This window comes from Streptomyces sp. NPDC029836, from assembly GCF_055574495.1.
Map to the genome: position 1 here is coordinate 1 of NZ_JBVHZI010000035.1, position 7,937 is coordinate 7,937.

A 7,937-nucleotide genomic window follows, 5' to 3' on the forward strand; every position below is an offset into this window, starting at 1 on the left:
GTCGTGACGGGCTCGCCGGTCGGCGGCAAGGTTGCCTTCCTGTTCACCGGTCAGGGCAGCCAGCGGCTGGGAATGGGGCGCGAACTGTACGACACCTTCCCGGTGTTCGCGGAGGCGCTGGACGCGGTGTTCTCCCGTCTCGACCTCGAAGTACCGCTGCGGAACGTGCTGTTCGGCTCGGATGCGGCTCGGTTGGACGAGACTCGGTTCACTCAACCGGCGCTGTTCGCGGTTGAGGTGGCGTTGTTCCGGCTGCTCGAGTCGTGGGGTGTGCGGCCCGACTTCGTGTCGGGGCATTCGATCGGTGAGATCGCTGCCGCGCATGTGGCGGGTGTGTTGTCGCTGGACGACGCGTGCGTGTTGGTGGCGGCGCGTGGTCGGTTGATGCAGGCGCTGCCGGCCGGTGGCGTGATGATCGCCGTTCAGGCTTCGGAGGACGAGGTCCTGCCGCTGCTGACGGACCGGGTGAGCATCGCCGCCGTGAACGGCCCGCAGTCGGTCGTGATCGCGGGCGATGAGGACGCCGCAGTCGCGGTGGTGGAGTCCCTGGGTAACCGCAAGAGCAAGCGGCTCGCGGTCAGCCACGCGTTCCACTCGCCGCACATGGACGCCATGTTGGAGGACTTCCGCCGGGTGGTGGAGGGGCTGGGGTTCGCCGCACCGCACATCCCGGTGGTGTCGAACCTGACCGGCACCCTCGTCACCGAGGAACTCGCCACCGCCGAGTTCTGGGTGCGGCACGTCCGGGAAACCGTGCGCTTCCTCGACGGCATCCGGACCCTGGAAGCGGCGGGCGTGACGACGTACGTCGAACTCGGCCCGGGTGGCGTGCTCTCGGCCATGGCTCAGGAGGGTGTGACAGCCGGCGAAGCCGTTGCCTTCGTTCCCGTTCTCCGCAACGGGCGTCCCGAGCCCGAGACGGTGGTCGCTTCGTTGGCTCAGGCCCACCTGCGGGGCCTGGACGTGGACTGGTCGGCGTTCTTCGCCGGTACGGGCGCCCGCCGGGTGGAGCTGCCGACGTACGCCTTCCAGCGGCAGCGCTTCTGGTTGCAGCTGACGGGCGCGGCGCGCAACAGCGCCGGCCCCGACCTGGACTCCCGATTCTGGGACGCCGTGGAACGCGAGGACATGGAGTCCCTCGCCGACACCCTGAACATGGACGACGAGGGTGCGTGGGGCTCGGTTCTCCCCGCACTGTCGGCCTGGCGCCGCAACCTGCGGACCCGGTCCGAAGTGGACCGCCGGCGCTACCGGGTGACGTGGAAGCCGCTGACGGATGCTGCGGCGGGCGCCGCCGGTGTGCGGCTGTCGGGCACCTGGCTGGTCGTGCTCCCGGGCGGAGCCGTGGATGACACGGCCGTGGTGGAGGCGCTGGCCGGGCGCGGCGCCGAGGTCCGGCGGGTCGAGGTGGATGCGGGGACGGAGCGGGCTGCTCTGGCCGGCCTGCTGTCCGGCGTCGGGTCCGTCGCCGGTGTGGTGTCGTTGCTCGCCCTGGACGAGTCTGCCGGTGTCGTCGCGACGTCCGCCCTGGTGCAGGCGTTGGGCGATGCCGGCGTTGAGGCCCCGTTGTGGTGCCTGACGCGGGGTGCGGTGAGTGTGGGCCGTTCCGATGCGCTGGTGTCGGCGGTTCAGGCGCAGGTGTGGGGTCTGGGTCGGGTTGCGGCGTTGGAGGTGCCGGAGCGTTGGGGAGGTCTCGTCGACCTTCCCGAGGTGTGGGACGAGCGGGCGATGGCCCGACTGGCCGGTGTGCTCGCCGATGGTGCCCACGGCGAGGACCAGCTCGCGGTCCGTTCCTCGGGTGTCTTCGGACGTCGCCTGGTGCGTGCGGCAGCCGGGGGTTCGGATTCCTGGACGCCGACCGGAACCGTGCTGGTGACGGGCGGTACGGGCGCGCTGGGTGGTCGGATCGCGCGATGGCTGGCCGAAGCCGGCGCGGCGCGTCTGGTGCTGACCAGCCGCCGGGGCGCGGAGGCGCCCGGGGCGGCCGAGCTGGCCGTCGAGTTGTCGGGAACGGGTGTCGAGGTGTCGGTGGTGGCGTGTGACGCCGCCGACCGCGATGCGCTGAGGGCTCTCCTCGCGGCGGAGGCCGACACGCTGACGGCGGTCGTCCACACGGCCGGGATCCTTGATGACGGGGTGCTGGATGCTCTGACCCCGGAGCGGTTCGAGTCAGTGCTGCGGGCCAAGGCGGTCTCCGCCCTCAACCTGCACGAGCTGACGGTCGAGCTCGGCATCGAGCTCTCCGCCTTCGTACTGTTCTCCTCGATGAGCGGCACGGTCGGCGCCGCCGGCCAGGGCAATTACGCTGCTGCGAACGCCTACTTGGACGCGCTTGCCGAGCAGCGGCGTGCGGCCGGTCTGGTCGCGACCTCCCTCGCCTGGGGCCCGTGGGCCGATGGCGGAATGGCAGCCGACGAAGCCCTTGAGGCCCGGATGCGTCGTGAGGGTCTGCCGCCGATGGCGCCGGACACGGCCATGGCCGTCCTGCGGCAGAGCGTGTCGGCGTCCAGCGATGCTCCGGCCCTGCTGGTGGCGGACGTGGACTGGGAGCGTTTCGGTCCCGCGTTCACCGTCGTACGCCCGAGCAACCTCTTCGCCGAGCTGCTGGAGACCCGGCCTGCCGGGCCTGCCGCGCGGGCCGAGGACACTGGCGCATCAGTCGGTAGGTTCGCCGGTCTCGGTGCGGCCGAGTTGCAGCGGGAGCTGCTCGCTCTGGTCCGTGCGCAGGTCGCGGTGGTTCTGGGGCACGACGGCTCGGAGGCGGTCGGCGCGGAGCGTGCTTTCAAGGAGCTGGGGTTCGACTCGCTCACCGCTGTCGAGCTGCGCAATCGGCTGGGTGCGGTGACGGGTGTGACCCTGCCCGCGACGCTGATCTTCGATTACCCGACGGCTTCCGCGCTGACCGCTTTCCTGCGGGACGAACTCCTCGGTACCCGTGCGGAGATCGCGGGTCCGGTGGTGGGGGCGGTGACGGCCGTCGATGACGATCCGATCGCGATCGTGGCGATGAGTTGCCGGTTCCCGGGTGGGGTGCGTACGCCGGAGGATCTGTGGCGGTTGTTGTCGAGTGGTGGTGACGCCATCGGTGAGTTCCCGGTGGATCGTGGTTGGGATCTGGAGCGGCTCTACAGTGCGGATCCGGATCAGCAGGGCACGTTCTATGCCCGTGAGGGCGGTTTCCTGTACGACGCCGCCGATTTCGACGCGGACTTCTTCGGCATTTCGCCGCGTGAGGCTCTGGCGATGGATCCGCAGCAGCGGTTGTTGCTGGAGACGACGTGGGAGGCGTTCGAGCGGGCGGGTATCGACCCGGCCGCCGTACGGGGCAGTCAGGCCGGCGTCTTCGTCGGAACCAACGGCCAGGACTACGACTCGACCTTCCAGGTGATCCCGGAGGGAATCGAAGGATTCCTCGGCACGGGCAACGCGGCGAGCGTGGTGTCCGGCCGCCTCTCCTACGCGTTCGGGCTTGAGGGTCCGGCCGTGACGGTGGACACCGCGTGCTCGGCCTCGCTGGTGGCGTTGCACTGGGCCGTGCAGGCGTTGCGCAACGGTGAGTGCAGCATGGCGTTGGCCGGTGGTGTGACGGTGATGTCGTCGCCGGGCGCGTACATCGACTTCAGTCGGCAGCGCGGGCTGGCCGCCGATGGTCGGATCAAGGCTTTTGCCGCGGACGCGGACGGTACGGGTTGGGGTGAGGGTGTCGGCATGCTGCTCGTGGAGCGGCTGTCGGACGCCCGTCGCAACGGTCATCCGGTGTTGGCGGTGATTCGTGGTTCGGCGATCAACCAGGACGGTGCGAGCAATGGTCTGACGGCGCCGAACGGGCCGTCGCAGCAGCGGGTGATCCGTGCGGCGCTGGCCGGCGCGGGTCTGTCGGCGGCCGAGGTGGACGCGGTCGAGGCGCACGGCACGGGCACGATGCTGGGGGACCCGATCGAGGCGCAGGCGCTGCTGGCGACGTACGGGCAGGAGCGTTTCGCGGACCAGCCGCTGTTCCTGGGGTCGATCAAGTCGAACATCGGGCACACGCAGGCCGCGGCCGGTGTGGCGGGTGTGATGAAGATGGTCCTGGCGATGCAGCACGGGGTGCTTCCGCAGACCCTGCACGTGGGCGAGCCCACCCCGCACGTCGACTGGACCGCGGGCGACGTGGAGCTCCTCACCGAACAGCGGATCTGGCCGGAGACCGGCCGGCCGCGTCGCGCGGGCATCTCCTCGTTCGGCTTCAGCGGCACCAACGCGCACACCATCATCGAGCAGGCTCCCGAGGTCCTGGACGAGCAGTTGACGGCCGTCCCGCGGCGAGTTCCCGGCACCCTGCCGTGGATCCTGTCGGCGAAGACCGACGCCGCCCTCCGCGTGCAGGCCGAGCGGCTGGCGGCGTGGATCGCGTCGGACGACGAACTGCTCGAACCCGCCGACGTCGCCTTCTCCTTGGCCACGTCGAGGTCCGTGCTCGACCGTCGCGCTGTCGTTCTCGCCGAGGACCGGCCGGCATTCCTCGCCGGGCTGGAAGCCGTCGCCGCGGGGGACTCCGTGCCCGGCCTGATCCAGGGTGCCGCGTCGGGTGGTGAGCTGGCGTTCCTCTTCACCGGTCAGGGCAGTCAGCGGCTGGGAATGGGGCGCGAACTGTACGACGCCTACCCGGTGTTCGCGGACGCGCTGGACGCGATCTGCGCCCGCATGGACGCGCTGCTGGAACTCCCGCTACGGGACGTCCTGTTCGGGTCGGACACCGACCTGTTGGACGAAACTCGGTTCACGCAGCCGGCGTTGTTCGCGATCGAGGTCGCGTTGTTCCGGCTGCTCGAATCGTGGGGTGTGCGACCGGACTTCCTGTCCGGTCACTCCATCGGTGAGATCGCCGCCGCGCACGCGGCGGGCGTGCTCTCGCTGGACGACGCCTGTGCGCTGGTCGCGGCGCGCGGCCGGCTGATGCAGGCCCTGCCGTCCGGCGGCGTGATGATCGCCGTTCAGGCGTCCGAGGACGAGGTCCTGCCGCTGCTGACCGAGCCGGTGAGCATCGCCGCGATCAACGGGCCGCAGGCCGTCGTCATCGCCGGCGACGAGGACGCGGCGGAAGCCATCGTCGCCTCGCTCACCGGCCGCAAGAGCAAGCGGCTGACCGTCAGCCACGCGTTCCACTCGCCGCACATGGACGCGATGCTGGAGGACTTCCGCCAAGTGGTGGAGGGGTTGTCGTTCGCGACGCCGCGCATCCCGATCGTCTCCAACCTGACCGGCGCCCTCGTCACCGACGACATGGGGTCGGCGGACTTCTGGGTACGCCACGTCCGCGAAGCGGTGCGCTTCCTGGACGGGGTCCGCACCCTGGAAGCCGCCGGGGTGACGACGTACGTCGAACTCGGCCCGGACGGCGTGCTGTCCGCGCTCGCGCAGGACTGCGTGACGCAGGACGCCGCCTTCCTGCCCGCGCTCCGCAAGCACCGCCCCGAGGTCCAGGTCGTCACGACGGCCCTCGCCCAGGCCCACGTGCACGGTGTTGACGTCGACTGGTCGGCGTTCTTCGCGGGGACGGGCGCCCGACGCGTCGACCTGCCGACGTACGCCTTCCAGCGACAGCGGTACTGGCCCAGTGAGGTCGCGTACGCGACCGGTGACCCGGGGGCGATCGGGTTCGGCGACGCCGACCACCCGTTGCTGGGCGCGGCGGTCACCCTCGCCGACTCGGACGGCGTACTGCTCGCCGGCCGGTTGTCGCTGGACACGCACCCCTGGCTCGCCGACCACACGATCCACGGTGGGGTGCTGCTGCCGGGCACGGCTTTCGTGGAGTTGGCGGTTCGGGCCGGTGACCAGGTCGGCTGCGATGTGGTCGAGGAGCTGACGCTGGAGGCCCCGCTGGTCCTGCCGGAGCACGGTGGCGTACACCTCCAGCTCGCCGTCGAGGCGCCGAACGCCTCCGGCAGCCGAGCGTTCGCCGTGTACTCCCGGCATCAGGACGCACTCGCCGGGGAGTCGTGGACGCGTCACGGGTCCGGTGTGCTGGCCGTGGGTGCCGGATCGGAGACTGCGGCCGACTTCGGTGAGCTGGCGGTGTGGCCGCCGGTCGACGCCGTCGCGGTCGACGTCAGCGGGCTGTACGCGGATCTCGCCGGTGACGGCATGGCCTACGGACCGCTGTTCCAGGGGTTGAAGGCCGCCTGGCGGCGCGGGAGCGAGCTGTTCACGGAGGTCGTACTTCCGCAGGACGGGCATCGGGACGCGGCGCGGTTCGGTCTGCACCCTGCTCTGCTCGACGCGGGCCTGCACGCCATCGGCCACGGTGACCCCGCTGCGACCGGGGCAGGTGCACAACTGCCCTTCTCCTGGTCCGGTGTTTCGTTGTGCGCGGGGGGTGCTTCGGCGCTGCGGATGCGGTTGACGCCGGTGTCCGCGGAGGATCCGCACACGTTGGCGTTGTTGGTCGCGGATGAGTTCGGGCGGGCGGTGGCGGCGGTGGAGTCGTTGACGTTGCGGCCGGCCTCGGCCGAGCAGGTCAACGCCGCTACCGGTGGCCATGTCGAGTCCCTGTTCCGCGTCGCATGGGTGCCCGCGCCGATCGTGACTGCCCCGACCGGCCTTCGTTGGGCCGTCCTGGGCCGCGATGAGCTCGGCTTGGGCGGCACGGGTGCGCTGGTCACCGTGTACGCCGACGCGGACGCGCTGGGTACGGCGCTGGACGCGGGGGAGCCGGTCCCGGACGCGGTCTTCGTGCTGCCGGGCGTGCAATCGCTCGCCGGGGACACCGTGGGCTCCGTCCACGCGGCGGTGAACGGCGCGCTGGAGTTGGTGCAGGGGTGGCTTGGGGACGATCGGTTCGCGGGTACGCGTCTGGTGTGGGTGACGTCGGGTGCGGTGGCCGTGGGTGCGGGGGAGGGTGTGCGGGATCTGGCGGGTGGCGCGGTGCGCGGTCTGCTGAGGTCGGCGCAGTCGGAGAACCCGGGCCAGGTCGTGACGCTGGACGTGGACGGGGTGTCGGCGGCAGGCTTCGCCGCCGCGTTGGCGTCCGGTGAGCCGGAGTTGGCGGTCCGGGATGGCGTGGTCAGCGTGCCGCGTCTGGTGCGTGTGCAGGCTGCGGACGCTGCTTCCGAGGCCCGGATCAGCCTGGGCGACCCGTCGGGCACGGTGCTCGTCACGGGTGCCACGGGCAGTTTGGGCCGGTTGTTCGCCCGCCACCTGGTGACCGCGTACGGGGTGCGGCGGCTGCTGCTCACCAGCCGGCGCGGTCCGGAGGCGCAGGGAGCCGAAGAACTGGTCGCCGAGTTGGTCGGGTTGGGCGCGCAGGTCGACCTCGTCGCCTGCGACATCGCCGACCGGGGCGCGCTCGCCCGCCTGTTGGACCTCGTACCGGCGGAGCATCCGCTCACGGCCGTGATGCACACCGCAGGTGTGCTGGACGACGGTGTGCTGGCCTCGCTGACCCCGGAGCGGGTGGCGACAGTGCTCCGTCCGAAGGTGGACGCGGCGTGGAACCTGCACGAGTTGACCAGGGACATGGACCTCTCGGCATTCGTCCTGTTCTCGGGTGCGGCTGCGGCGTTCGGCGCGGCCGGGCAGGCGAATTACGCGGCGGCCAATGCCTTCTTGGAGGTGCTGGCCGAGCAGCGTCGCGCCGAGGGCCTGGCGGGCACCGCGCTCGCTTGGGGCCTGTGGGCCCCGCAGGCCGGTGGAGCGGCCGGAATGGCGGCGACCCTGGACGAGGCCAACCTGCTTCGCCTCGCCCGTGAGGGTATTGCCGCGCTGGCCGCCGACGAGGGGCTTGGGCTCTTCGACCTGGCCATGGGACAAGATGCGGCGGTGTTGGTGCCGATGCATCTGGATGTGTCGGTGTTGCGGGCGCAGGCGGTGTCGTCGGGTTCGGTGCCGGCGTTGTTGCGTGGGTTGGTGCGGGTGCCGGCGCGGCGGATGGTTGAGCGGCGTGCGGGTGGGGC

The 7,937-nt window shown here is 71.2% G+C and carries 1 pseudogene; it reads left to right on the top strand.

Going from position 1 to position 7,937, the window contains the following annotated elements:
• Positions 1-9: 9 nt before the first annotated feature.
• Positions 10-7,937 (top strand): annotated as a pseudogene (locus ACZ4XJ_RS37225) (SDR family NAD(P)-dependent oxidoreductase); the annotation flags it as partial.